Source organism: Mycoplasmoides pirum ATCC 25960 (genome assembly GCF_000685905.1).
In the GTDB taxonomy this organism is placed as follows: Bacteria; Bacillota_I; Bacilli_A; order Mycoplasmatales; family Mycoplasmoidaceae; genus Mycoplasmoides; species Mycoplasmoides pirum.
Genome location: NZ_JMKZ01000001.1, coordinates 81,448 through 107,779, shown reverse-complemented (window position 1 = coordinate 107,779; position 26,332 = coordinate 81,448). Strand labels below are relative to the sequence as shown.

Annotated in this window: 24 protein-coding genes; 8 read left to right on the top strand and 16 right to left on the bottom strand. The window is 25.3% G+C overall.

Features of this window, described 5'->3' with window-relative positions; all coding sequences use genetic code 4:
• Nucleotides 1-251: 251 nt before the first annotated feature.
• The gene (locus tag T397_RS0100470) at nucleotides 252-2,852 is read right to left on the bottom strand and encodes a vitamin B12-dependent ribonucleotide reductase (protein WP_036448544.1); all 2,601 of its coding nucleotides are present in this window, start codon (nucleotides 2,850-2,852) and stop codon (nucleotides 252-254) included.
• A 199-nt stretch (nucleotides 2,853-3,051) separates the two neighbouring features.
• Between T397_RS0100470 and T397_RS0100465 the strand changes: the two genes are divergently transcribed.
• Genes T397_RS0100465 through T397_RS0100455 form a run of 3 tightly spaced genes read left to right on the top strand, consistent with a single transcriptional unit; the run spans nucleotide 3,052 to nucleotide 5,630 of the window.
• The gene (locus T397_RS0100465; protein WP_027123752.1) at nucleotides 3,052-3,885 is read left to right on the top strand and encodes a bifunctional 5,10-methylenetetrahydrofolate dehydrogenase/5,10-methenyltetrahydrofolate cyclohydrolase; all 834 of its coding nucleotides are present in this window, start codon (nucleotides 3,052-3,054) and stop codon (nucleotides 3,883-3,885) included.
• Complete coding sequence (locus T397_RS03735; RefSeq protein ID WP_052663035.1) at nucleotides 3,875-4,780, top strand: ATP-grasp domain-containing protein; 906 nt, start codon at nucleotides 3,875-3,877, stop codon at nucleotides 4,778-4,780. The genes T397_RS0100465 and T397_RS03735 overlap by 11 nt, the downstream gene beginning before the upstream one ends.
• The gene (locus T397_RS0100455) at nucleotides 4,767-5,630 is read left to right on the top strand and encodes an ATP-grasp domain-containing protein (protein ID WP_027123751.1); all 864 of its coding nucleotides are present in this window, start codon (nucleotides 4,767-4,769) and stop codon (nucleotides 5,628-5,630) included. Before T397_RS03735 ends, T397_RS0100455 begins: the two co-directional genes overlap by 14 nt.
• Before the next feature lie 6 nt (nucleotides 5,631-5,636).
• Here T397_RS0100455 and T397_RS0100450 read toward each other — a convergent pair whose 3' ends face one another.
• The 15 genes from T397_RS0100450 to T397_RS03710 form a co-directional block, all read right to left on the bottom strand.
• Entirely contained in the window at nucleotides 5,637-6,302 is a 666-nt protein-coding gene (locus T397_RS0100450; protein ID WP_027123750.1) for a thymidine kinase, read from the bottom strand.
• A 38-nt stretch (nucleotides 6,303-6,340) separates the two neighbouring features.
• Complete coding sequence (gene ychF / locus T397_RS0100445) at nucleotides 6,341-7,447, bottom strand: redox-regulated ATPase YchF (RefSeq protein ID WP_027123749.1); 1,107 nt, start codon at nucleotides 7,445-7,447, stop codon at nucleotides 6,341-6,343.
• 5 nt (nucleotides 7,448-7,452) lie between these two features.
• Nucleotides 7,453-8,346, bottom strand: coding sequence for a class II fructose-1,6-bisphosphate aldolase (gene fba, locus T397_RS0100440; RefSeq protein WP_036448542.1), 894 nt, complete (start codon nucleotides 8,344-8,346; stop codon nucleotides 7,453-7,455).
• 30 nt (nucleotides 8,347-8,376) lie between these two features.
• Nucleotides 8,377-8,814, bottom strand: a complete 438-nt coding sequence (gene rpoE, locus T397_RS0100435) for a DNA-directed RNA polymerase subunit delta (RefSeq protein WP_036448540.1) — start codon at nucleotides 8,812-8,814, stop codon at nucleotides 8,377-8,379.
• Between the two features lie 77 nt (nucleotides 8,815-8,891).
• Entirely contained in the window at nucleotides 8,892-10,250 is a 1,359-nt protein-coding gene (locus tag T397_RS03730) for an HD domain-containing protein (RefSeq protein WP_052663034.1), read from the bottom strand.
• A gap of 2 nt (nucleotides 10,251-10,252) precedes the next feature.
• On the bottom strand, nucleotides 10,253-11,707 hold the full coding sequence (gltX, locus tag T397_RS0100425) for a glutamate--tRNA ligase (protein ID WP_027123746.1): 1,455 nt from the start codon (nucleotides 11,705-11,707) through the stop codon (nucleotides 10,253-10,255).
• Nucleotides 11,708-11,718: 11 nt separating this feature from the next.
• Nucleotides 11,719-12,453 carry a GHMP family kinase ATP-binding protein gene (locus T397_RS04155; protein WP_052663033.1) on the bottom strand — a complete coding sequence of 245 codons (735 nt, stop codon included), beginning with the start codon at nucleotides 12,451-12,453 and terminating at the stop codon, nucleotides 11,719-11,721.
• Nucleotides 12,444-13,277, bottom strand: a complete 834-nt coding sequence (rsmA, locus tag T397_RS0100415) for a 16S rRNA (adenine(1518)-N(6)/adenine(1519)-N(6))-dimethyltransferase RsmA (RefSeq protein WP_027123745.1) — start codon at nucleotides 13,275-13,277, stop codon at nucleotides 12,444-12,446. The genes T397_RS04155 and rsmA overlap by 10 nt, the downstream gene beginning before the upstream one ends.
• Nucleotides 13,267-14,400, bottom strand: coding sequence for a membrane protein insertase YidC (yidC, locus tag T397_RS0100410; RefSeq protein ID WP_036448538.1), 1,134 nt, complete (start codon nucleotides 14,398-14,400; stop codon nucleotides 13,267-13,269). The genes rsmA and yidC overlap by 11 nt, the downstream gene beginning before the upstream one ends.
• Nucleotides 14,401-14,421: 21 nt before the next feature.
• Nucleotides 14,422-14,760, bottom strand: coding sequence for a ribonuclease P protein component (rnpA, locus tag T397_RS03720; RefSeq protein WP_052663032.1), 339 nt, complete (start codon nucleotides 14,758-14,760; stop codon nucleotides 14,422-14,424).
• Nucleotides 14,761-14,772: 12 nt separating this feature from the next.
• Nucleotides 14,773-14,919 (bottom strand): 50S ribosomal protein L34, encoded by a 147-nt coding sequence (gene rpmH, locus T397_RS0100400; RefSeq protein ID WP_027123743.1) that lies wholly within the window; start codon nucleotides 14,917-14,919, stop codon nucleotides 14,773-14,775.
• 96 nt (nucleotides 14,920-15,015) lie between these two features.
• Nucleotides 15,016-16,374 carry a chromosomal replication initiator protein DnaA gene (gene dnaA / locus T397_RS03715; RefSeq protein ID WP_052663031.1) on the bottom strand — a complete coding sequence of 453 codons (1,359 nt, stop codon included), beginning with the start codon at nucleotides 16,372-16,374 and terminating at the stop codon, nucleotides 15,016-15,018.
• A gap of 10 nt (nucleotides 16,375-16,384) precedes the next feature.
• Nucleotides 16,385-16,852 (bottom strand): hypothetical protein, encoded by a 468-nt coding sequence (locus tag T397_RS0100390; RefSeq protein WP_027123742.1) that lies wholly within the window; start codon nucleotides 16,850-16,852, stop codon nucleotides 16,385-16,387.
• Between the two features lie 16 nt (nucleotides 16,853-16,868).
• Nucleotides 16,869-17,636, bottom strand: a complete 768-nt coding sequence (locus tag T397_RS0100385) for a ParA family protein (protein WP_027123741.1) — start codon at nucleotides 17,634-17,636, stop codon at nucleotides 16,869-16,871.
• A gap of 1,128 nt (nucleotides 17,637-18,764) precedes the next feature.
• Nucleotides 18,765-19,307 carry a DapH/DapD/GlmU-related protein gene (locus T397_RS03710; protein ID WP_052663030.1) on the bottom strand — a complete coding sequence of 181 codons (543 nt, stop codon included), beginning with the start codon at nucleotides 19,305-19,307 and terminating at the stop codon, nucleotides 18,765-18,767.
• Between the two features lie 122 nt (nucleotides 19,308-19,429).
• Here T397_RS03710 and dnaN point away from each other — a divergent pair, with 122 nt between their 5' ends.
• The 5 genes from dnaN to gyrA all read left to right on the top strand — a co-directional run bounded on the left by dnaN (nucleotide 19,430) and on the right by gyrA (nucleotide 26,320).
• A complete protein-coding gene (gene dnaN / locus T397_RS0100370) occupies nucleotides 19,430-20,551 on the top strand; it encodes a DNA polymerase III subunit beta (RefSeq protein ID WP_027123739.1) in 1,122 nt (373 codons plus the stop codon).
• 7 nt (nucleotides 20,552-20,558) lie between these two features.
• The gene (locus T397_RS03705) at nucleotides 20,559-21,500 is read left to right on the top strand and encodes a J domain-containing protein (protein WP_052663029.1); all 942 of its coding nucleotides are present in this window, start codon (nucleotides 20,559-20,561) and stop codon (nucleotides 21,498-21,500) included.
• Between the two features lie 137 nt (nucleotides 21,501-21,637).
• Complete coding sequence (locus T397_RS0100360; RefSeq protein ID WP_244874354.1) at nucleotides 21,638-21,841, top strand: RNA-binding S4 domain-containing protein; 204 nt, start codon at nucleotides 21,638-21,640, stop codon at nucleotides 21,839-21,841.
• Nucleotides 21,842-21,866: 25 nt separating this feature from the next.
• Complete coding sequence (gene gyrB, locus T397_RS0100355) at nucleotides 21,867-23,825, top strand: DNA topoisomerase (ATP-hydrolyzing) subunit B (RefSeq protein ID WP_027123737.1); 1,959 nt, start codon at nucleotides 21,867-21,869, stop codon at nucleotides 23,823-23,825.
• A gap of 20 nt (nucleotides 23,826-23,845) precedes the next feature.
• On the top strand, nucleotides 23,846-26,320 hold the full coding sequence (gene gyrA / locus T397_RS0100350; RefSeq protein WP_027123736.1) for a DNA topoisomerase (ATP-hydrolyzing) subunit A: 2,475 nt from the start codon (nucleotides 23,846-23,848) through the stop codon (nucleotides 26,318-26,320).
• Nucleotides 26,321-26,332 lie beyond the last annotated feature (12 nt).

Below are 26,332 nucleotides of genomic sequence, written 5' to 3'. Positions count from 1 at the left end.
GTATTTAGTAGAGAGAAAAAAAGAGGAAGATAAAGTTAATTATCTATAAGAATAGATTACTATTTAAAAAAATTTAACTTTTAGCAATGATTCTTTAATGCACTAAGATTTAATTGTAAAGAATTTTATAAATAATGGGCATGCTAATAATTCAGGGAATTTAAAAGTAAAACTAATCTTAGGGTGATGTTATTTCTAACACCACCCACTAGGATTATAACACAAAGACTTTTTTATTCTTTTATATTTGATTATAAACCACATTTTCATTGAATGCCGCAATTTATGCAAGTATTACAACCACCAATGTCAGCAATTAGACCCTCTTTACATTCGGGACAATTATTTCCTATTTCAATGCCAATATTTCGATCCTGTCTATCGTTTGGTATATTTGTTAAAATTTCTTTTGTTGGTTCATTGTTTCTTGGATCTTTGCCAATAACATTTTGAGCTTCTTTAGAATCAATAATTAAATCAGTATCAATATCTAAATGCATTTGTTCTACATTTCCAATCTCTTCATCATTTGTTAATGAAAGAACTTGTGTATCTCTACTTCCATCAACATACACAGTTCCACCTTTTGCATTTCCTTCATATAACATTTCATAAATTTTTTCAACTTGCTTAACACTATATCCTTTTGGAGCATTAACTGTTTTAGATATAGAAGAATCAATTCATTTTTGAATTGTGATTTGTGTGTTAGCATGTTCTTCAGGCGACAATTGCATAGCAGTAACAAAAATATCTGGCAAATTATTTTCGCTTCAAACATCTTGTCCATTTTTGTCTTTTTTATTATTGTATTTTAATCATTCTGTAACAATTTCTTGTTTAACTTTTGTAAATTGACCTAAACGACCAGAACGATAATATTCAAAAGCAAAATATGGTTCAAGGCCTGTTGAAACTCCAACCATTGTTCCTGTTGAACCTGTTGGCGCAATTGTTAATAAATGAGAATTACGAATTCCTTTTTTAGAAATTTTTTCTGCTATATCTGTTGGCAATTGTTTAACAAAAGGTAAGTTTGCAAATTTTTCAAACATTTTTTTCTTTAAAAATGGAAAAGGTTTTTTTTCTACTGCTAAATCAGCAGATGCTCTATATGCTGTTTCAGCAATTATAGACATAACCAAATCTATAAAAGCATTTCCTTCTTTTGAACCATATTTTTTGTTAGACCATATTAACATATCATGCAAACCCATAATACCTAATCCAACGCGACGTTCACCTAGTGCTTGTTGTTTGTTTTCATCTAAAAAATAAGGCGTTGCGTCAATAATATTATCTTGCATTCTCACAGCTGTTCTAACTGTTTCGATTAATTCTTTTCTTTTTAATTCACCAGAGCCTTTATCAACAAAATTAGCTAAATTAATTGCTGATAAATTACAAACTGAGTAAGGTGCTAATGGTTGTTCACCACATGGATTTGTACAAACAATTTGTTGGCCATAAGCTTGGGCATTTGTCATTTTTTGTGCAGTATCCATAAAAAATACACCTGGTTCAGCAGAATATGTTGCACAAAAATTAATTAAATCTCAAAGTTGAATTGCCTCAATTTCATAATACACTTTAACTGGCAACCCCATAGCTTCTCATTTACGAACATCAGCTATTTCATTTCAATGATTATCATAATATTCTTTTTGTTTTTGTGTCATTGATCTAATATCTGGGAAGCGCAATTGTCATTTACTTTTAGTTTTAACAGCATGCATAAAATCATCGGAAATTGCAACAGAAATATTTGCACCTGTTAAGAATTGATTATTTTTAACTTCTCATCTACCATTTTCGTTTAGTAATTTTAAAGATGTTTCATATGTAAGAACTGACACATTATCTTTATTGTTTACTATAATTTGATGTGTTTCTTTTTCTGAATTAGATAATGGTGTGAATTTTAATTTCTGCTTAGCATGTTCTACAATTAATGGATCTTTCATATTTTCCAAAATTCATCGCAAAATATTAGGATTTTGCATTTTAGAAATAATAAATTCAACAATATCGGGGTGTCAATCATTTAGCATTATCATTTGAGCACCACGTCTTGAACCACCCTGTTCTACTAAATGTGTTAATTGACTTAAATCATTTAATCAAGATACAGAACCAGATGAATGCCCCCCAACTGTTAATGCAACTGTATTTTTAGGTCTTAAACTTGAGCCGTTAGTTCCTACTCCACCACCTCGACTCATAATTTCCATTACTTTTTCTCTATGTTTGGCTAATCCAGTTCTTGAATCAACAGGATTAGGCATTACAAAACAATTAAAGTAAGTAACTTTTGAACTGCTACCAGCACCAAATAAAATTCTTCCTGCTGGTATAAAATTAAAATTTGAAATTTCTTGATAAAATTTTTCTTCAAATTCTATTCGTTTTGAGCGTTTTTTTTCTACAGATGCTAATGCTTTTGCAACTCTATGAGCAATTTGTTCAAAAAACAATTCTAATGGTTTTTCTATTTTATCCTTTTTTCGGATAATGATACCTAATTTAGAGTCTTCGGTATTTTCTGTTGGAGAAATTTTTCCAAATTCTTGTTCTTCTAATTGAATTTTTACATCATCTTTATTTATTTCTAATACTGTACCAATTCCATGAGCTGAAAAAAATTGATCTTCATTTATTAAAACAATTACTAGATCACCAACTTTTAATGTTTTTAACAATTTATCTTTTTGAGCATATCGATCTAGCATCACTAATCTTGAAATTCCAGATAAACTCTTATTGTAAGTTTCTTTTATAGGAAAGATATTATTAAATTGTTTTATATCATGATTTAATGAGTTTATAGTATCTAAAGAATAATTGTGTTGCATATTTAAATAAATCCATTTTTATATTTTCCACAATTTGTGGATAATTATTGGGTTATTAAGTATATTACAAAAAGATAAAATCTTTATAACAATATTTTATAAATATTTTAAACATATTTTTTTACTACCAAATAGTATTCGAATGTAATAAAATAATATCTAACATAATTAATAATTATGTTGTTCGTAGGAATAAACAATGATCAAATTAGATGGAATAAAGTTAGCATTAGAACTAGAAAAAGCAATGCTTGAAAAAACAAAAAATAAAAATATTAGATTAGACATTATCCAAATTGGCGATGATTATGCTAGTTCAATTTATATTAAAAGAAAAATAAATGTTTGCAATAATTTAAAAATTAAAACAAAACTTTGAAAATTTAAAAAAACAGTTGCGCAAAAAGAAATAATTCAATTAATAGAAAAATTAAACTCTGATGTTAAAGTAAACGGTATTTTATTGCAATTACCTATCCCAAAAAAATTTGATTGTGAAAGTATTTTAAAAAAAATAGATTGTAAAAAAGATGTTGATGTATTTAATAAAAAAACATTAAAACTTAGAACAAAAAATAATGAATTTCTAGTCCCTTGTCTTGTGGGTGCTATAGAAGCTTTTTCTAAAAAATATAAAATTTCGTTTAAAAATAAAAAAATTGTTGTTGTAGGAAAAGGAAGGACTGGTGGAATGCCTATAATTAATTGATACAAAAAACAGTATAAAATTTTATCTTTAGACAAAAATAGTAAATCAATTAATAACAAAATTTCTAAAGCAGATATATTAATTACAGCTATTGGTAAATCCAATGTTATAGATTCATCTAAAATTAAAAAAAATTCTGTTTTTTTTGATGTAGGAATTAATAGAACTAAGAATAGTAAAAAAATTACAGGTGATATAAATTATGATGTTGCTGAAAAAAATGCAAAATTCGGCACACCAGTACCGGGCGGAATAGGACCATTGACAATAATAATGTTAATTAAAAATTTAATAACTTTATCTGAGATTCAAAATGAAAAATAAATTAACAATTATTTATAATTCTTATTTGAATTCTAGCAAAATAAAAAATCAATTAAATTTAATTAAAAAAGCTAGTGATTATCTCAAAACAAACGTTTACTTTATCCCAACTAATAAATTAGAAGTTTTAATAAACACAAACAAATCTTTTTTTCTTCCATCGAAAAAAATTTTATTTTTAGAAAAAAATATTCCTGTAGCCAAGTATTTGGAAAAACAAAATTATCACTTATACAACAATTCATATTCAATTAATGTTTGTGATAATAAAGCTTTAACACATATTGAATTAATTAAAGAAAAATCAATTAAACAACCCAAAACTTTAATAGGACCTGTTACTTTTAATTTAAATGGTTCAAATAAAGCTATTTCTGATTTTTTAACAAATGTAAAAAATAATTTTAAATTTCCTTTGATTATTAAAGAAGTTTATGGATCTTTTGGAGAACAGGTTTATTTAATAAATAATTTAAAAGAATTTAAAAACAAATTTTTGGAATTAAAAAATAAACAAATTATTGTTCAAGAATTTTACAAAAGTTTTTCTGGGCAAAGCTTAAGAATTTTAGTTATCAACAATAAAATTATATCTTGCATAAAACAAGTTAATTTAAATGATTTTCGTTCTAACTTGAGTCAAAATTCTAAAGCTGAAATTTTTAATAAATTACTGCCTAAAAATTTTGAAAAATCAATTGACTTAATAACAAAAAAATTAAAATTGTTTTATGGAGGAATTGATTTTATTTTTGACAAAAACAAAAAACTAGTTTTTTGTGAAGCAAATTCTAATGTGCAACTAGCTAATATATCGCAAATATTTAATAAAAATTTTGCTATTGATTTAATAAATGAAATTTTAAAAGATAAAAAATATTATGAAAAAAAATAAAAAAAACTTTTGTGGATTAAAAGTAGCTATTGTTTATGAAAAAAGCAATTTTAAATATAATGAACAGTTTGCAGAAAATCTTGTTTTAGAATTTAAAAATTGAGGGTGTTTGCCTCAAATATTTATAGTTGATAAAAATGTTTTAAATTTGATTGATTTAAGTTCTTTTGAAATTATAGTTAATAGATCTAGATTAACCTATTTTTTACCCGACAACAAACAAGCATTAATATTTAATGATGTAAATTTCTCTAATATGGCAAACAATAAATTTGAAACATACAAATGAGCAAAATTTAATAATATTAATGTGTTAGAAACAAATTTTTTAAATAAGAATAAAAAATACAAATATCCAATCATTGTAAAAGAAACAAATGGGTATGGCGGAAATCAAGTATACAAAATAAATAATTTTGATGAATTAGATAAAATTAATGTTTTAAATAAAGAATACATTGTCCAAGATTTTTTTGAGCACGGAAATGTAGATATTAGAGTTTATGTAATGTTCAAAAAAATTCTTTATGCTGTAAAAAGAACTGCTAATAACTCAGAAGAATTTAGAGCAAATTTCAGTATCAATAAAAATGTTGAAAAATACAAATTAAATTTCTTACAAAAAATTTATTTAAAAAAAATTATTAACAAATTGCCATTAGGTTTCTATGGAATAGATTTCTTTTTAAAAAATAAAAGGCAAATTATTTTAAATGAAATTGAAGATGTAGTTGGTTCTAGAGCTTTATATCATTTAAAAACAAATTTAAATATTCCTAAAATTTTTGTAAAAAATTTATTGAAAAACATTAATAATGTTAAAAAATGAAATGATAGTTCATATATTTAAAAAATATTAAGATTTGTTTGAAATATCATCAAATTTTTTTATATTTTTTATATGATTTTTAAATTCAATTGTTTGAGGTTTGATTGGACGATTAGGAACACTATGGTGATGTCTGCATCTAGCAGTATATGATTCTTGGTTACCAATTAAAATTAATTGAGATTCATATGGAGCGGGTTTCCCATTTATTAATCTTTGAGTTCTCGAAGCTTCGGCCCCACATTCTGTGCAAATTGCTGTTAATTTTGTAATTTTTTCAGCAATTGTTAATAATGCTGGTATAGAACCAAAGGGTTCTCCCCGAAAATCACGATCTAATCCCGCAACTAAAACATTAATGCCATTATCAGCAAATGTTTGAACTATTTCAATAATTTCTTTTCCGAAAAATTGAACTTCATCTATTGCAACTAAATCTGGTCTTTCTTTTTGAACATAACTATAAAGTTCATATGGATCTTCAATAATTATAGCTTCTGCTGATCTTCCGTCTCTTGATTTGACATCACGGTTTCTTGTATCAATAGATGGTTTAAAGACTAAACATTTTACATTTGCAAAAGACATGCGATTTATTCTCCGCAATAATTCCTCTGATTTACCTGCAAACATTGGTCCACAAATAACTTCAATTCATCCAGTGTGATTAATAAATGCATTTTGTTTAGCCATAAATTTCCCCTTTACTATTAATATAATATTAAAAAGTGTTAAACATTAAATTTAAAATTACATACGTCACCATCTTGCATTAAATAATCTTTCCCCTCTAATCTAATTTTTCCCATTTCTTTTGCTTTTGCCTCTGATTTACACTCTAATAAATCATTCACGCTAATCACTTCTACTTTAATAAAACCTCGTTCAAAATCAGAATGAATGATACCTGCACATTGTGGGGCTTTATATCCTTTTAAAAAAGTTCAAGCTCTTGTTTCTTTTTTGCCAAAAGTAAAATAAGTTAATTGGTCCAAAATTTGATATGCTGCTTTAACAATTTGATCTAAACCTGATTCATTTATAAATCCTAGCGCATCCATCATTTCTTGTCTATTTTCGACAGGTAATTCAGAAATTTCAAATTCGATTTTAGCACTAATTGGAATAATAATATTATTTTTGTTTTGATTTAATAAATAATTTTTTAAATTTACAAAATGTTCTACTTCTTTAGGATTTTTAATGTAGGCTTCATCTATATTTGCGATGTATATAATTGGTTTTGCTGTTAATAAATTATATGATTTTGCATACTCTTTTTGTTTTTCAGTTTCAATAACTTCATTAGCAAATTTATTATTTGTTAAAGTTTTTTTTAGCAAATAGCAAAATTCTAATTCTTCATTTGAACTTTTATCACCTGATTGTGCTTTTTTAGATATTTTTGAAATTCGATTTTCAACAACTTCTAAATCAGAAACAATTAATTCAAAATTAATAGTCTCTAAATCACTAATAGGATTTACTTCGTTATTAACATGAGTAATATCATTACTATCAAAACAACGAATTACATGACAAATGCAATCTACTTCTCTAATGTTTGATAAAAATTTATTGCCTAAACCTTCGCCTTTAGATGCGCCTTTTACCAAACCTGCAATATCCACAAACTTAAATGTAGCAAAAATAATTTTTTCAGGATTAATTAATTTGGCTAATTCAATTAATCTTTGGTCTCTAACTTCAACAATGCCAACATTAGGTTCGATTGTAGCAAAAGGATAATTATTTGCTTCAACTTGAGAATTAGTTATCGCATTAAATAATGTAGATTTTCCAACATTAGGTAATCCAACAATTCCAGCTGATAACATATAGATTATGCTTTTCCTATTGATTTAAATAATGTAAATTTTTCAATACATGTTTTTTTAATAGCTTCGCAACCAGGTTTCAATAATTTTCTAGGATCATATCCTTTTTTAGCATAATCTAAATCTTTATTATCCATAATGTATTTTCTTGTTGCTTCAGCAAAAGCTAATTGACATTCTGTATTTACATTAACTTTGCTAATACCTAATGATATAGCTTTTTCAACTTGTTCATTTGGAATTCCGGATCCGCCATGCAAGACTAAAGGTGTATTAGTAACTTCATGAATATTTTTTAAACATTCAAAATCTAATCCTTTTCAATTCTCAGGATACAAACCATGAATATTTCCAAATCCAGCAGCAAGCATAGTTACATTTTTTAAATCAACTAATTTTTTACATTCCTCTGGATCTGCTAATTCACCTTGTCCAATAACGCCATCTTCTTCGCCGCCAATAGTTCCTGTTTCTAATTCAACAGATGCATTATGCTTAATTGCATATTCTACAACTTTTTGGGATTTTTCTAAATTTTCATTAAATGGTAAATGAGAACCGTCAAACATCACAGAAGTAAAACCAGCATCAAGAGCTTTGAAAGTACCATCATAAGAACCATGATCTAAATGCAAAACTACAGGAATAGTGATATCCATTGAATCTAACAAACTAGATACTAGACAATGAATTAATTTATAACCACCCATATACTTAACTGCACCTTCAGATACACCTAAAATAACTGGTGTTTTTGTTTCTTGGGCAGCCTCTAAAACACTTTTTGTTCATTCTAAATTATTAATATTTATATGAGCAATAGCATATTTTTCTTTGTGAGCTTTTTCTATAATAGAATTAGCATTTACAAGACGAGTGGAATGTTGAAGTAATGTCATAAAAAATCTTTCTACTTTATATTAAAAATTTTACAAATCATCATTATCATCATCATGATTTTCTGTTTCAGAATCTAATAAATTTTGTACATAATTTGTATCAGAAATATTGTCTTCGTTACTCATGTTTATTGTATCTAAACCTAAAGTGTCCTCATCACTCTTTTCGGGTTGAAAATTTTCGTAACCTTCTTCATAATATTCTTTAATGCCGAACATTGATTGTGAAATCTTATCTCATTCATTATATTTCATAGTTTCACGCAATCTTCATTTTCTATCACCAATGTGAACAAAGCGAAGATCTTGTAATAATTCTAAGTAAAAATTACCCACAACTTTCGCTTCTTCGTCTTTTGAAAATTTATTTTTTTTAACAACTTCTTTTCACAAAGCATTAAAATCAAACGAACGATTTTTAAATTGAGATTGGGCTATTGTAAAAGCTTGATCTATTAAGTTATTCATTGTAAACCTCAAGTAACATTTATAGTAAAATGATATAAATTTTTAAGTTTAGATTATTTTGGTAGTGTTATTATATTTTATCTTTTTAAGATTTTAGCAATTGTTGAATTATTATTTAAAAAATCTTCATGTATTAATATCCCATATTTATATTTGTTATTTTGTGTAAATAATTTATTTCCATTTTTAATTAATTCACTATCATTAATTATTGATACATTTTTTTTGCTTGTATCATCAAAAATTGTAATGCCTGAAGAATTTTTATTAGGCGAATAAAAAGCCTTGGTTGGAAATTCATATTTAGTTACAAAATATTTTGCATTTTCTAAATTTGTAAATTTTTTATATTCAAAATCTCGTATTTTAAAATCATCAAATAAGAGCATTATGTATTTATTTTTTTCAAAAAATGATTCAAGAATTTTATGTAAAATTTTATCTTTAGATTTTAAGTATGTTGTTGACAAAAAAGAATTAAACATTGAATCAGTCAAAAACAAATATTTATCTAAATCAATTTTCTTAACAGATTCATTAGCAAAAAAAATTTTTAAAACATCCCGCAATTCAGTGTTGTTGTTTCAATCAAATTTATTATGAAAATCTAAATCTTTTATTCTTTTAAAAGCAAATCAAAGAGTAGCAACTAATAACGATGTTTTTTCATTTAAATAAACTGATTGGTACATGTGATATCTGCCAATCAAAAAATTTTCAATTATAGGGATAGCTTTTTTGGAAAAACTAACACATTTTTTGTTTGAATCAAAATTAATCCAATGTATTAGTGCTCTTGAATCAATATAACCATAATTGGTTCCAGTATAATAAGAATCTCTCAATAAATAATCTATTCGATCAACATCTAATTCAGATGAAATTAATTGTGTCATTCAAGAAGGTAGTAAATTATTTTTCTTTTTGTCGTGTTGAATTAATGAAGCAACTAAATTCGGATCAATATTGTTTTTTAATAATATTGGCGCAATTTCACCTTTTGGATTTGTTATTAAATTAACAGAAAATCATTCATGGTGAAATAAATATTTTGAATCTTCATCTAAAGAAGTTAAAAAATAATCTTCAAAAGCATGTGAATGTGGACCATGACCCAAATCATGTAAAAGTGCAGCACACAATAAAATTAATTTTTCGTTTTTTGATATTGATTTAAAACTAGGTTTAGTTAAAATCCTTCGCATAACTTCGTATGCACCTAAACAATGAGAAGCACGAGTATGTGATGCTCCAGGGAAAGTGTGTATAGACAAACCTAGTTGTTTAATATCTTGTAAACGTTTGAATTCTTTTGTATTCAAAATATCATACATTCACAAAGTATCATCATCAAAATTAATTTCCCCGTGAATAGGATCTTTTAAAAATTGTAATTTTGATAAAGGTTTAAAACTAAAATATTTAACTTTGTTCATATTTAATTTAAATTTTTAGATACTTCCTCAACATATAGTAAAACTTGTTTTTTATCATATAAACTAATTATAGATGACAAATCAGGACCATGTTCTTGACCAGTTAACGACATTCTAATAGGCATAAATAATTTGCTGCCCTCTAATTGGATATTTGAACCTACTGTTTTTATTGCTGTTTTAATGTTTTGACTATCTCAAACTTGAATTGATGATAATTGTTTAAACAACTCTGCAAAAATTTTAGAACTTGAATTTATTTTTAATCATTCTTTAATTTTAATATCTATGTTTTCTCAAGACAAATTACTTAAAAAATTTTGTTCAATTAAATCATTTAATTCTTGTGCATAATGTAATTCTTTTTTAAATAATAATGCTAATTGTTTTTCTTTGTCTCGAATTAAAGGATTATTCAAATTTAAAAAAGGCATTACAAAAGTACAATAAACATCGGGATCCATTTTTTTAAAATACTCATTAGATATTCAATTTAATTTTTTAATATCAAAAAATGCTGGTGATAAACCAATTCTATCAAGTGAAAATTTTTTAATTAATTCAGACATACTTAATATTTCTTTATTATCTGGATCAGATCAACCTAACAATGCTATAAAATTAATCAATGCTTCTGGTGTATAGCCTTTATGCATAAAACCTTCAATAAATTGTTCTATATCTAGATTTCTTTTTGAAAGTTTTTTACCTGTGTCATCAATGATAATCGACAAATGACCATATTGAAAATAATCTTCAAAACCAAGTGCTTCTTTTATTGCGATTTGATATGGAGTATTAGAAATATGTTCTTCGCCCCGCAAAATATGTGTAATGTTCATATCATGGTCATCAATTACAACAGCAAAATTATATGTTGCTATTTTGTTAGACTTTAAAATTATAGGATCAGTCATTGATTCTGCAGGGACAATAATATCTCCTCTAATTAAATCTAATCAGCGATATTTTTTATCCTGTTGAATATATAATCTAACTGCAAACGGAACATTAGAATCTAATTTTTCTTGTATTTCCTTTTCTGTTAATCTAAAACACTTACGTGAATATTTTGGTGTTTGACCTCTAGCTAATGATTCTTCTCTTGCTACCGATAATTCTTCACTAGTACAAAAACAACGATAAGCCAATTTTAAATCTAAAAGCTTTTGAGCATATTGTCTATAAACATCCAATTTCATGCTTTGAACATAAGGGCCATATTCTGTTGGAGTTTCTAATGATTCATCAGCAAAAATATTTAACCATTTCAAATTTGATAATTGTGAATCTACTCCACCATCAACATTTCGCTCAACATCTGTGTCCTCTATTCGAAAAATAAATTCACCGTTGTTGTGTTTGGCATATAAATAATTAAACAAAGCTGTACGTGCTCCACCTATATGAAATTGTCCTGTTGGTGAAGGTGCATATCTTGTTCGAACTTTACTCATAAAAACTCCATTTAATTATTTATAACAACAAATGAACTTCCTGATCCAGACATAGTTACATTTGAATATTTTTTTGATAGATTTTTGTATATTTTTAATAATTTTGGGTTCACACAAAATGCTGCTTGCATTAAATCGTTTTGATAATGAATTATATTGCTTTTTTTTAATTGCTTGTATTTCGCAAAAATAGCATTAGTATTACAAATCTCTTTATTAATTATAATATTGTATGATAACTTATTTAAATTAATTGGATTAACAACATTTCCATAGCTTGAAACCAAGGCAAATTTTTTTTGAGTCAAGAAAAATGGAACATCAGATCCTATATCAATAGCTATATTTAGTAAAGGTATTTGTTTGTTTTTTGGAATGTTAAATTTTTTATATAAAAACAATAAAATAGTTGCAGCATTACTAGAACCACCACCAAGTCCTGACCCTATTGGAATTCTCTTAATTATTGTAATTTTCAAATTAGATAATTTTACATTATAGTATTTTTCAAAATAAGCTATTGTTTTGTTAATAATTTCATTTTTTATTTTTAAATTTTTTTGATTTTTATCCTTATAAAGAATTTCAACTGAAACACCTGAATTTTCACTTATATATATTGTGTCAAAAAATTTTTTTGACAAAACAAATAAACTAAATATTTCATGTTTCTTAAATTTGCTAGAATAATTCAAAACATTTAAAAATAAATTAAATTTACAATAAGAAATTAACTTTAATTGCATAACGATAAACTATCCATTAGTAAAAGAAAATCATTTATTTTTAATTGTTGAGGTCGTGCGTGTATATCAATATTCAAATTTTTTAATACTTTTTCTAATTTATCTTTAGGATAATTATTTTTCAAATTATTAAATATTGTTTTACGTCGTTGATTAAAGCATTTTAATAAAAAATTTTTAAATTCGTTCTTGTTTATGTTTTGTATTTCGTTTATATTCTTCTTTTCAAAAAATGACACACATGATTTAACATTTGGAACAGGAAAAAAAGAATTTGGTTCAACTATAAAATTTTTTGAATGTTTTTTTAAAAAATATTGAGAAAAAACACTAAATGCATTATAGTTAGAAGTGTTAATTTTTGCAGTTATTCTATCGCTCATTTCTAATTGAAGCATTAATATAGCTGTGTCTATATTTGAATCAATAAATTTAAATATTAGTGGTGAAGAAATTGAATACGGCAAATTCCCAATAAGGCAAATTTTCTTATTTTTTGGAAACAAATCATTTCAATTAATTTTTAAAGCATCACCAATGATAATTTCAGACTTTAATAAAATTTGTTTTTCTAATAAATAAGAAGCTAAACGTTTGTCTAATTCAATAGCTTTATAATTTGATGTTGCTAAAGGTTTTATACATTCTGTGATTGCACCTAATCCCGGACCTATTTCTAAAATATAATCAAATTCAATATTTTTAACTATTTTTCTTATTTTAAATGCAATATTCTGATCTATTAAAAAATTTTGCCCCATTTTTTTTGATGCAATAAATTTTTTTTCTTTTAAAAAATTAATAACTTCTTTTTTACTTATCACTATTCAAAATTTTATCCAATTTAGATGAAGAATGAATTTTTTGACGTCGTTTCAAAATTATCACATGTGTTATGTAAGATTGCAAAATTGTAAATATTGCATTTAAAAACCAATATAAACCGACACCAGCAGCTGAAACAGCTGTAATGAATGCTAAAACTACTGAAAATATTAATTGCATTTTTTTGGTTCTATTTAATTGTTCATTCCCTTTTTGGCTTTGTGCTTTTGCTCCTCTATTTCTTTTTCCTGCTCAATACTGTGGTAATTTTTGAGAAAGAAATTGCATAGGAATAATAATTAATAAAAAGAATATGTACGTTCAACCATTGTTTGTAAAATTACTAAAAATCTCAGAAATTGGAGTTTTTGACAAATCTCATATAGTAAACAAAACTGTTGCTTTAATTGGTCGAACTGATGAAACTATTCTGAATACAATTAAAAAAATTGGCAATGTCACAAATAACTGAACAAAAACTGCAGAAGATTTAATTTTATTTTTTTTGTAAAGTTGCATTATTTCAAGTTGTTTGTTTCTTCGAGATTGAGGATCTTTAGCATTTTTATATTTAGCGTTAATTTCAGCAACTTTGCCTTGAACCTCAGTCATTCTTTCTGTAACTAAAGTTGAATTCAAAGTTATTGACATTGTAATTATTCTTATAATCAACAATAATATAAAAATTGAAAGAATTGTATTAAAACCTAAATCCACACCAGAACCCAAGGGCGTTCTTGTAGCATACATTAAAGGTAAAACGATTTGAGCCGCGGGTCAAACAAATCATGCATAAAATGGTCCATAATCCATTGTAAAGTGAGTAAATGTAAAATATGGTGCATTGCCTGATGATTGTAAATCATATCTAAAATCATTTGTAGTGCCAAAATTATAGCCGATTTCTAACCCTGAACCTAATGTTGTACTAGTGCCAACTCATGATTCTGCAAAATTTTGAGTACAACCTCATAATCCTATGACTGTTAAAAATAAAAAAATGCAAATCTTAAAAAACTTAAAGAAAATATCTCATGTTTTTTTTAAGTTTTTTTTAACTTTGTTTTCATTAATAACACTTGCTGATCAAAAAGGATTAAATGTTACATTGTTAGAAGGCATTAATATTTCCTTATTAATTTGTTATAAATTGTTTAAATCTTTTATTTTGTCTATTATTTTTAAAAATTCATAACAATTATTTTTATATGTGTTTTCTAAATAAGTTGTTTTTACAATAATTAACAAATCTAGTGAAATTTGTTTATTAGGTATCTTGTCAAAAAAAGTTCTTATTTGTCTTTTAATTTTATTACGGCTAACAGCAAGTTTAAATTTACTTTTTGGTGGGTTAATCGAAATTCTAAAAAAATTTTTTTTGTTTTTTTGAAAATAAATTAAAAAATTTTTTGAGTGTATTTTTTTTTGTTTTGTTATAGATTCAAAAACTTTTTTATCTGAAAGTCGATATTTTTTTTGCACAATTTTTTTAAACTACTTTTCATCTGACACAGTCAACTTATAACGACCTTTTTTTCTTCTGTTTGCTAAAATTTGGCGTCCTGAAGGAGTTGACATTCTTTCACGAAAACCATGAGTTTTAGCTCGCTTTCTTTTGTTGGGTTGATGTGTTCGTTTCATAAATAATCTCAATTAAAATTTTAATATTTTTAACACTAAGTAATAATACATTATATTATAAATAATGCTTATACAAATTTTAAACCAAACTTTAAATTAATATTTGACCAATATTTCATTTAAAAAAAGTTTTAGAGAACTATCTTCATTAATCATTTTTTCAACACTTTCAATAGATGTTTTTACAGTGGAATGATCTCTATTAAAAAATTTTCCTATTTCTGTTAGCGACATATGTAAATTTTTTTTAAAAATATACATGCATATTTTTCTAACATTTGTGTGCTCAGATTTTCTTGATGAAGATAAAACATTGTCTTTTTTAATATTGTAATTTCTACAAATTTTTTCTAAAAGAATATTGGGATCTTTATTTAATTCCTTATTAATTATTTCGTATTCAGATTCTAATATTTCATCTATTTGTTCACTATCTAAAATAGTTAAATTGGTATACTTTGTCATGGCAAAAAATGCAATTCTATTTAAAATACCTTCTAACTTTCTTATATCTGTGTTAAACAAATTCACAATTTTTCTTATGGATGCTTCAGTTAATTTAAAAGAAAAATCCATTTCTTTTAATTTCAAATTTAATATTTCAACAACTGTTTTAGTGTTTGGTTTTTTTACACTTATTGTCAATCCACATGAAAATCTAGAAATCATTCTTGGATCAAAATCATAAAGTTGATCTGGATTTTTATCTGAAGTTATTAATATAATTTTTTCTTTGTTCATAAGATCATTAAAAATATTAAAAAAAATCTCATTTGTTTTGTCCCGGTTGGTCAAAAACTGAATGTCTTCTATTACCAATAAATCTACATCTTGATAATAATTTTTAAATGATTCTATTGTTCCGTTTGTTAAACATTTAAAAACTTCTCTTGTGAAATCATCACTTGAAATATAAATAATTTTTGAATTAGGAAAATTTTTAAAATATTCATTACACAAAGCATTGGCTAAATGCGTTTTTCCTAAACCTGTATTACCGTATATAAAAAGAGGGTTTCATTTTTTGTTTTGGTTTGATGATAAAATCTTGGCTGCATCATAAGCAATTTTATTTGAATCATCAACCACAAAATTAGAAAAAGTCATGTTTTTTCTAAAAATTGGTTCTTTTTTTATATAGTTATTTTCTTTTTCTAAATAATTTTTATTTTTTGTTTGGACACTTAAAAGTTTTTCTTTATCAACAAAGGAAACATTTATATTTTTTCCAAAAATTTCGCTTGATATTTCATTAAACTTATCTAAGTAATTTTCAATCAAAGTTGTTCTTACAAAATCTGAATCAACAAAAACAAACAAATTGTTTTCATCAAAAAAATCAATTTTTAAATTTTTTACATGAATGTCAAATAAATTTAAATTTTCAATAAACGGTTTAATTTCATTTATTATTTTTGCTCATTGTTTAGTTACATATTCTTCAGTCATTGACATATTACAAAAATTATTCTTCTTTAATTGCTTTATCTAAAATCATTGTAATTAATTTTGATAATTTAATATTTTTAGATTTAGCTAATTTTTTAACTTTGTTCATAACTCGATCATTAGAATAAAAATGAAATCCTTTGTCTAAAGACTCTTCTGAAAAAATTTGAAAACTTTCATTTATTTTTACTTCTTTTTTGTTTTCTTTAAAACTATTTTCATTAATTTTTTCTTTTGAAATTTTTGTTGTTTTTTTACTTAAAACATTATTTTTTTTGCTTGATTCTGATTCAAATTTTTCTAAATTATCATCATTTGATTCAATTTCATCTATGTTTTTTGTTCTTTGATTTATTTCGTTGTGTATGTTAATAATTTCTTTAGTTGTTTTTTCTTGAGTTTTTGTTCCATTATCAAAATTATCATCAAAGTCATCAGATAAATCAACGAAACTTTTTCTTTTTTTTATTTTGTTTTTATCCATGATTAATTTGCTCTTGTTATTTGTTTTTGTTTAATATTTCTTTAGCTACAGAAATATATTCATCTTGGTATTTTGTTTTTTGGTTTATTAAAACAATTGGCAATCTTTCATAACCGACAGCTGCAGCTGATTTTGTTGTATAAGATATATATTGTTTACTCAAATCAACATTTCTATCTTTTAATTTTTTTTCTATTAATGCTACAACATCTTGATGTAATCTTGTTCTAGCAATATATTTTGTGGGAACAACGATTGCAGATAATTTAGGATTTTTCTTTTTAAATTTTTCCATTGTTTCCACAATTCTCATCAAACCTAACATAGAGTATTGATCGGGCTCAAAAGGTATGACCACCAATTTAGAAACACTCATTGCAACAGAAACAATTGTTGACATTGCGGGTGGAGTGTCTACAATCACAAAATCATATTTTTTATCTAATGTTAATAATATATTTTTAATATCTGATGCTTTGTAATCACCATTTGCAACATCTAGATCAACAAAACTCATTTCATGATTACAAGGTAATATATCTAACCCAGGAAATTGAGTAATAATTGAATCTTCTATTGATATTTTGTTTCTTAAAACATCGATAATAGTATTATTTAATCTTTCGGGGTGTTGTCCGAATGTAGCAGAAACATTACCTTGACCATCCAAATCAACAATAACTGTTTTTGAATTAGGTTTGATTTTTGTAAAAGCACCAGCTATATTTGTTGATAATGTAGTTTTTAACACTCCACCTTTATTATTAATAAATGATAATATCATCAACATTCTCCTTGCTAACTAAAATATTAAAAAAATATTGTTTTAATATTATAAATAATATGAATTGATTTTGGTATTAAAATTTTTTTAATAAATCTTACATTTATATTTTATTAAGTGTTTTACTTAAAAAAAGAATAAAAAAAATGATCATTTTTCAAATAATTCAATTTTTTGCTAAAAAAATTTAAATTTTGATAAATCTGCAAAAACTATTTAATTTTGTTTAAAGTCCTTTTATTTTTTCTAGTATAAAAACTATTTTTTAATACAAATCAAATATTTTCTTAATACTTTAAAAATATTAAATAAATATAAATTTAATATTAAAAACATATTTAATTAATACTAATTTAATATAAATATAATATTTAAATAATATTTAATAAATATTAATCAAATATGATTTAAGTATTAAAACAATATAATTTAAATATTAAAATGATAGTTTTTTAATATGAATTAAATATTTTCTTAATACTTTAAAAATATTAAACAAATATAAATTTAATATTAAAAACATATTTAATTAATATTAATTTAATATAAATATAATATTTAAATAATATTTAATAAATATTAATCAAATATGATTTAAGTATTAAAACAATATAATTTAAATATTAAAATAATAGTTTTTAAATATTAGAAAAATATTAATGTAATAGTAAAACAATATTTCTTTTGTATAAAATAAATATTAAATTAATATGTAATAAACTTTTTAATGTTTTGTTTGTACAAAATTTGTTTTTAATATCGGTATAGTTAACACTTTTTGTTTTAATATTTTTGATTTTTTTGATATTTTTTTCTAGCGCTAGAAATATAAAATTATTTGGTTGCAAATAAAATCATTTGTGTAGAAAAATATAATTGAAACAAGGTTAATTTTTTAATAATCTGAGTTAATACCATTAGCTTAAATTTTATTAATAATTTGTTTTCATTTTCAATTTAAAATTTTGGTTTGCTTAATTTTAAATTAATTAAAAATTAATTTTCCACAAATTGTGGAAAAATATAACTATATTACATAGTAATATAGTTAAAAACTTTATTTTTTGCTTATATATAAGACGTAATTTTTTAGTTATTTATTTGTTTCTAAGAATTAAATATTTATATTTAATTCTTTTCTAATTTGTAATTTAAATTCATTCTAATTTTTGTGTTTGATTTGATTTTTTTTGATAAAATTGTTCCAGCTGCTATAAAACAATTTTCACCAATCGTTATTGGACTAATCAAAGTTGATGATGCGCCTATTTTTGTGTTTGAACCTATTTTGGTTTTAAATCTCTTTTCAAAATTTGTGTTTGCAACAACTACACCGCATCCAAAAAAAACTTTGTTTCCTATTAAGCAATCTCCTACATATGCTCTGTGTGAAATTTTTGAATTTTCTCCTATTGTTGATCTAACAATTTCACAATGTGGGCCTATCAGTGAATTTTTTGATATTTTTGTTTTGTCACGTAAAACACTAAATGGACCTATAAAACAATTGTCTTCTATTATCACTGAATTTGTAATTATTGTTCCTGATTGGATGGTAACATTTTTTCCAATTTTGCAATTTTTCTCTATAACTACACCTGGATAAATGGTGCAATTTTCTTGTAATTTGCTGGTTTTGTCTATAAAAAAATTTTTTTCTTTTTTAGCCATAATGAATATTACTTTTCTAATTTTCCACGCTTTCCACATGATTAATAATATATAATTAAAATTAATATAAAATAAATAAACAAATAATATTTTTTATAAATAATTAGGTTTGAAAATAATTTATGAAAATTACAATTAATAGAAATGTTTTAATTGATTGCTTAAAATTTTCTAATAATGTTATTTTAAGTGGAACTAACACATCAACAAACGCTGTGTTAAATTCAATTTTTTTTAATGTAACTGAAAAAGAATTGGAAATGATTTCATCCAATGGAATAATATCCGCAAAATACACAATAAAAGAAAATATAGATATTGAAGAAACAGGAAAAGTTTTAGTTAAATCAAAATTATTGTTTGGAATAATCTCAAAAATTAAAGATGAGAATGTAGAACTAATAAGCTTAGACTCATCATTACAAATAAAAACAAAAAATTATGTTTCAAATATAAATACAATAGATTCTAATAGTTACCCGAACCTAGTTTTTGATAACGAAGGATGAGATTCTATAATAATACCAAGTGAAAAATTATCAAAAGCAATAAAAAAAGTATCTCATTCTGCTTTACAACAAATAGAAAGAGTTAATAAACTAAATGGAATTTATTTTGATAAAGAAACAGAAGATAATATATTAAGAATTGTGGCAACGGATTCTTTTAAATTATCTTTGTATAAAATCCCATTTGAAGGAAAAAAATTCAAGTTTTTAATTAATACAAATGTTTTAAATTTAATTTCCTCATTTTTGAAAACCAAAACGGACATTTTATTTAAAATAAAAGACAAAAATGTTATGATAGAAACAAATGAATTTGTTATATCATGTAATATGATTGATTCTGAGTATCCAAAAATAGATCCGATTATAGAATGCAAGAATGAAACTGAAATAGAAATAGATAGATTGCAATTAATTGATGCTTTAGATAGAGTAATATCTTTTTCAATTTCAGACAAATCATCAATATGTAATATTGAAATAACAAACAATAAATTGTTAGTTTTTTATAAAAGTATAGAACTTGGTTCTTCAAAAGAAGAAATAGATTTATTAAATTTTTCAGGCAAACCACTTGAGTTTGCTGTCAATGCAACATTTTTATTAGAACATTTAAAAGCATTTAATAACAAAAACGTTTGTTTTCAAATTGAAAAAAATTTAAAACCTTTTATTCTTTATGACAAAGATGAAAAAGAATTTATTCAAGTATTAGTACCGATGAGAAGTTTGTAAGTAAAAAATGACGCTATATGATTTATTAGATATACCAAAAAACGCCACTGATAAAGAAATAAAGTTAGCATATAAAAAACAAGCAAAAAAATATCATCCTGATTTAAATAAAAGTAATGATGATATGTTTGTAAGAATTAATAATGCTTACTCTATTTTGTCTAATCCTATCCAAAAACAAAAATATGACACAATGTTAAGTACAAGTACAGAAAAAACATTTGAAATTTTTGCTAAAGGTAAAGCTAATCCTGATACTTATTATAGTGATAGTGATTTATGGCACCAATCATTTATGAATAACAACAAAATAACTCGTGAATGAGATTTTAATGTAGATAATCAAAGTTACAATAAATTTGATGATCATGATACATATCAAGATTGATCTAACAACAATTATTCTAATGCACCAAGAAAGCAAAAAAATCTTGAATCGTTTTTAGATTACGACATTTCTTTGTTATTTCACATGTTGTTTAAAAATGAAAAAATAAATATTAATTTTATAAATCGATTAGCTTTTAGAGAAGATTTTGTAAATAGCAATTTACCTTCTCAAGACATAATAAATTTCTTTAAATTTAAATATAATTATGAAAAATGGCTCAATTTAAAAAACTACATGAATATTAGATTAGTTTTAGAAGCAACAGAAATTGAAGTTAGAGCTGGCTTGGAAATAAAATCACCTTTAAATTTGAGAGTTATAGAACCAAACAATTTTTATGGGTTATGGTACGAAAAAACAAAAAATTACATTTTAAACATTCCACCAAAAGTTAAAAATGGCGAAATAATGGAATTTTTTGGAAAAGGCCACAAAGCATTAGGTTGAGAAGGCGATTTGATAGTTGTCATTAAAATCGTTCCAAAAGTAACACAAAGAATTCGTTTCTTAGATAATTATTCAACAAATCAATGAGTTTTGTGGTTTGGTGAAAACTAAATTTTAAAAAAATTATCAATTTATAATATTAATTAATATTAATATTATCTTTTTTTAATTTATAATTTTGCTTAGAGTAATTTAACTAATTATTGGAAAAAAAATTGAATAATTCAAACCAAAAAAACACAGTAATTGTGAAAATCAAATCAGATTACATAGAATTAGGAAAATTTTTAAAATTTATTAATGTTATTTCTACTGGTGGATTATCAAAACCCTTCTTGTTAGAAAATAAAGTTTTAGTTAATAATTCACTCGAACAACGTCGTGGTCGCAAATTATATGATGGTGACGTAATTAACATAAAAGGTAAAACCTATTTGTTAAATAACCATTAGAAAAGACACAAGGAAAATTTTAATTGTGGCAAATACAAAAGAAATCCAAAATTATACTTCTGATAGCATAAAAATTTTAGAAGGTTTAGAAGCTGTTAGAAAACGCCCAGGCATGTACATAGGATCAACAGGCGAAAAAGGCTTGCATCACATGATTTGGGAAATTGTAGACAATTCAATTGATGAAGCCATGTCGGGTTTCGCTGACACAATAAAAGTTACATTATTTGATAACTACAAAGTTAGGGTAGAAGACAATGGGCGTGGTATACCAACTGATTTGCATCCAAAAACAAACAAGTCAACAGTTGAAACAGTTTTAACAGTTTTGCACGCTGGTGGAAAATTTGATAATAATTCTTATAAAGTTTCAGGTGGTTTGCATGGGGTTGGTGCATCTGTTGTTAATGCATTAAGTTCACAATTAAAAATTTGAGTTTATTCCAAAAACAAAGTTCATTTTATGGAATTTAAAGATGGTGGCACACCACTAGAACCATTAAAAGTTTTAGATGAAAAAAATGACGATAACAAAACAGGGACAACAATTGAATTTATTCCAGATTTCACAATCATGGAAAAATTAGATTTCAACCAGTCATTTATTGTTACTAGATTACAACAATTAGCTTTTTTAAACAAAGGCATCAAAATTATTTTTGAAGATAAAAGACAAAACAAAGAAGCTAATTTTGAATGACATTATGAAGGCGGAATAAAAGAATATATAAAACATTTAAATGCAGAAAAAGAACCATTAATTTCTGAAATAATATATGGTGAAAAATTAGATGAAGTAAAAACCCCAAATGGAACAGACACTTATTCAATTTTAGTTGAAGTGGCCTTCCAATATAATAAAACTTACAACAATTCAGTTTTTAGTTTTTGTAATAACATAAACACAACTGAAGGTGGTACCCATGAAGAAGGGTTTAGATTTGCTATAACAAAAATTATTAATAAATTTGCTGTCGACAAAAAATATTTAAAACCAGACAGTGAAAAAATTTCAAAAGAAGACGTTACTGAAGGATTAACAGCTGTTATTTCAATAAAACATCCAAATCCTCAATATGAAGGGCAAACAAAACGAAAATTAGGAAATACAGAAGTTCGTTCTTTAACATCACAAATAGTAAGTGATATTTTTGAAAGATTCATGTTGGAAAACCCAGATGATGCAAACATAATCATTAAAAAATCTATATTAGCAATGGACGCACGTCGTAAATCGCAAGAAGCACGAGATTTAATGCGTCGTAAATCACCATTTGATTCAGGATCACTTCCTGGAAAATTGTCTGATTGTTCATCAAGAGATTCTTCAATATGTGAAATGTTTTTAGTTGAAGGAGATTCAGCAGGTGGTTCTGCAAAATCAGGAAGAAATAGACATTTTCAAGCAATCCTTCCATTACGTGGTAAGATTTTAAATGTTGAAAAAGCTAAACTTGAAAGAATTTTTGAAAATGCTGAAATTTCTGCTATGGTCTCAGCAATTGGTGCGGGCGTAAATCCTGAATTTGATTTAACAAAAATTCGTTACAACAAAATCATAATTATGACAGATGCCGATGTTGATGGCGCACACATTAGAATTCTTTTACTAACATTCTTCTTTAGATACATGTTACCTCTAATTGAAAATAATCATATTTATATTGCACAACCACCTTTATACCGAGTTTCTTTTGGTAAACAAAATATTTATATGCACACAGATTCTGAATTAGAAGAGTGAAAGAAAAACAATCCTGACAAAAAATTTGAATTGCAAAGATATAAAGGTCTTGGTGAAATGGATGCTATTCAATTGTGAGAAACAACAATGGATCCAGAAAAACGTGTTTTATTAAAAGTAACTGTTGAAGATGCTGCTATTGCTGATAAATCATTTTCTCTTTTAATGGGTGAAGATGTTTTACCTCGAAAAGAATTTATTGAAAAAAATGCTAAAAACGTTAAAAGCATTGATTTTTAGTATAAGGATAAATTTATAAAATGAAACCTAATAATTTAGACGATCAAATAAAAGAATCTTTAGAAAAAACAGTAGTCAAAGATGTATCAATTTCAACTGAACTTGAAAATTCATTTATGGAATATGCAATGTCAGTTATTGTTGCTCGTGCATTGCCAGATGCTCGCGATGGTTTGAAACCAGTTCATCGCCGAATTCTTTATGGTGCACATGCGGGCGGAATGCACCACGATAAACCATTTAAAAAATCAGCAAGAATTGTTGGAGAAATAATGGGTAAATATCACCCTCATGGTGATTCTGCAATTTATGAAACAATGGTACGTATGGCACAAGATTTTTCTTTGCGATACATGCTAATTGATGGTCATGGTAATTTTGGTTCATTAGATGGTGATTCACCAGCAGCAATGCGTTACACGGAAGCAAGATTGTCTAAAATTGCTGCTGAAATGCTTAGATACATAGATAAAAACACAGTTGATTTTGTTGATAATTATGATGCAACAGAAACTGAACCAATGGTTTTGCCAGCATTATTTCCAAATTTGTTAGCCAATGGTGCTTCTGGAATTGCTGTTGGTATGGCAACAAATATTCCACCACACAACTTATCTGAATTGATAGATGGAATAAAATTATTTATAAAAAACCCCAATGCTAATGCAAATGATTTGCGAACTGTAATTAAAGGTCCTGATTTTCCGACATATGGTGAGATTTTAGGTGAAAGCGGAATTATTGATTATTTCTCTACAGGTCGTGGTTCTGTAACAATTAGATCTAAAGCTATTATCGAAGAATTACCACATGGTAAATCAGCAATAGTAATCACTGAAATTCCTTACATGGTTAATAAAGCAAATTTAATTGAGAAAATTGCTAATTTAGTGAAAATGTCTCAAATTGAAGGAATTTCTGATTTACGTGATGAATCATCCCACGAAGGTGTTCGTATTGTTATAGAAGTTAAAAAAAATGTAGTTCCAGAAGTTTTGTTAAATCAACTTTACAAAACAACACAATTACAATCTAATTTTAGTGTCAATATGCTTTCTTTGGTAAATGGTGAACCTAAGTTAATTAATCTACCAACAGCAATAAAACTTTATTTAGATCACCAAGTTGATGTATTGACAAGAAAAACTGAATTTGATTTAAAGAAAGCTAAAGAACGCGAACACATTTTAGAAGGATTAGTTATTGCAACAAAAAACATTGATGCAATAATTGAAATTATTAAAAAAGCTAAAGATAATGAAGATGCTGCAAAAACTTTAATTTCTAAATACAATTTATCTGATCTTCAAGCAAAAGCTATTTTAGATATGCGTTTGCGCAATTTAAGTGGTTTAGAACGACAAAAACTTGAAGATGAGTTAATTCAACTTAAAAATCAAATTAAAGAATATGAAGACATATTAAAAAATAACGATTTGAAATTAGAAATAATTAGTAATCAATTAGACGATATTAAAAAACGTTTTGGTGATGAACGAAGAACCGAAATTATTTATGGGGCAGCTTCATCAATTGAAGATGAAGATTTAATTCCTGTTGAAAATATTGTAATAACAATGTCAGATAAGGGTTATTTAAAACGCATTCCTGTTGAAACTTATAAATCACAACATCGTGGTGGAGTTGGTATCAAAGGAATGAATACTCATGAAGATGACGATGTTAGTAAATTACTAATTTGTTCCACACATTCTGATCTTTTATTTTTTACTGATAAAGGTAAAGTTTATCGAATTAGAGCTCATCAAATACCTTCTGGTTCTCGTCAATCAAAAGGTATTCCAGCAATTAACATTATTGATTTAGAAAAAGATGAAAAAATTTGTTCATTGTTGTCAATAACAAATTATGAATCAGGATATTTCTTTTATTGTACAAAAAAAGGTACAGTTAAAAAAACTGAAATTCAACACTTTGAAAGAATTAATAGAACCGGCAAAATTGCAATATCATTAAACGAAAACGATACTTTATTTGATGTAATTGTAACTTCAGGAAAAGATGAAATTTATATTGGTATTTCAAATGGTCATTTAGTTAGATTTAATGAAGATACAATTCGTTCAATGGGAAGAACAGCTGCTGGTGTCCGCGGCGTTCGTATGTCAGAAAATGATGAAGTGATAGGTTTATCATGTTCTGAAAACGGTAATTTTGTTCTTTCGGTTGGTGAAAACGGAATTGGTAAATTAACAGACCGCAATTTATATCGTTTAACTAATCGTGGATCTAAAGGTGTTATTACTTTAAAAATAACTGAAAAAACAGGTAAAGCAGTTGTATCTAAATTAGTAAATGGTGATGAAGATATTTTGATGATTTCTTCAACAGGAAATATTGTTAGAACAACATTAACTGAAGTTGGTGAAAAAGGTAGAGCGACATCAGGTGTTAAGTTAATAAATTTAGATGGCAAAGAAAAATTGCAATCACTAGCTATTTTTAAAAAAGAGAATTCCTTAAATGAAAATTAGTTTGGTTATATT